The organism is Nonomuraea mesophila (assembly GCF_004352805.1).
In the GTDB taxonomy this organism is placed as follows: Bacteria; Actinomycetota; Actinomycetes; order Streptosporangiales; family Streptosporangiaceae; genus Nonomuraea; species Nonomuraea longispora.
The window spans coordinates 1-911 of sequence record NZ_SMLD01000392.1 but is presented as its reverse complement, the minus strand read 5'-3'; the positions used below and the strand labels follow the sequence as shown (position 1 = coordinate 911).

The following is a 911-nucleotide window of genomic DNA, read 5'->3' as shown; positions in this document are numbered from 1 at the left end:
GCAACTCCCTGGTGCTCATGGACCGGATCTCCACCCAGGTGGGCGAGCTGCACAAGGCGCCGGTGCTCGCGGTGTGGATGGAGCAGCTGCCGTGGAACAAGGGCAAGGTCAAGGGCAAGAAGGTCGGTCACGCGATCATCGCGTACGGCTACGACAAGCTGGCCGGCACCATCACCGTCTACGACCCGTGGAAGCCGACCGGCGGCTCGCACACCGTCAAGGCCGCGACCCTGGCCAAGGTCCTGCAGCCGGGCGGCAACATGTACTACATCTCGAAGAGCTGACCGGCATCCCACGGTTTCGGCCACATCGTGCGCAACCGTCACTGCCTGCATGATCGCTTACCTACACTCGTGGCCTTCACCCGTTGTCGTGCAATCGTGGAGCGATCACGTGATCAACCGCAGGACGGGGACCGTTGCCGGTTTCGCCGTGACCGTGGGCACGCTGTGCCTCACCTCTCTAACGCCGGCCCAGGCCTCCCCCACCACCCCGCCGGCCACGCCCACCTCGTCCCCGACCGCCGGGACCAAGGGCCTGCTCAGCCCGCTGAAGTACAAGGTCAGCCTCAAGGGCCAGTATCAGAAGACCAACTATTACTGCGTGCCCGCCTCGTCCTCGATGAGCCTGTCGACCTTCGGCGTCAAGGTCAGCCAGGCGACCCTGGCGAAGAAGATGAAGACCACCTCCTCCGGCGGCACCAAGGGCAAGAACGCCATCCCGGTGATCAACACGTACCTGAAGTCGAAGGGCTACAAGGTCTCCAGCACGACCGACGCCGACGGCAACTCCCTGGTGCTCATGGACCGGATCTCCACCCAGGTGGGCGAGCTGCACAAGGCGCCGGTGCTCGCGGTGTGGATGGAGCAGCTGCCGTGGAACAAGGGCAAGGTCAAGGGCAAGAAGGTCGG

The 911-nt window shown here is 64.8% G+C and carries 2 protein-coding genes; both read left to right on the top strand.

Going from position 1 to position 911, the window contains the following annotated elements:
• On the top strand, positions 1 to 284 hold a 284-nt coding region (locus tag E1295_RS48220), incomplete at its 5' end, for a papain-like cysteine protease family protein (protein WP_220449276.1).
• Between the two features lie 109 nt (positions 285 to 393).
• Positions 394 to 911: C39 family peptidase (locus tag E1295_RS48215; RefSeq protein WP_181958164.1), on the top strand; the 518-nt coding region annotated here is incomplete at its 3' end.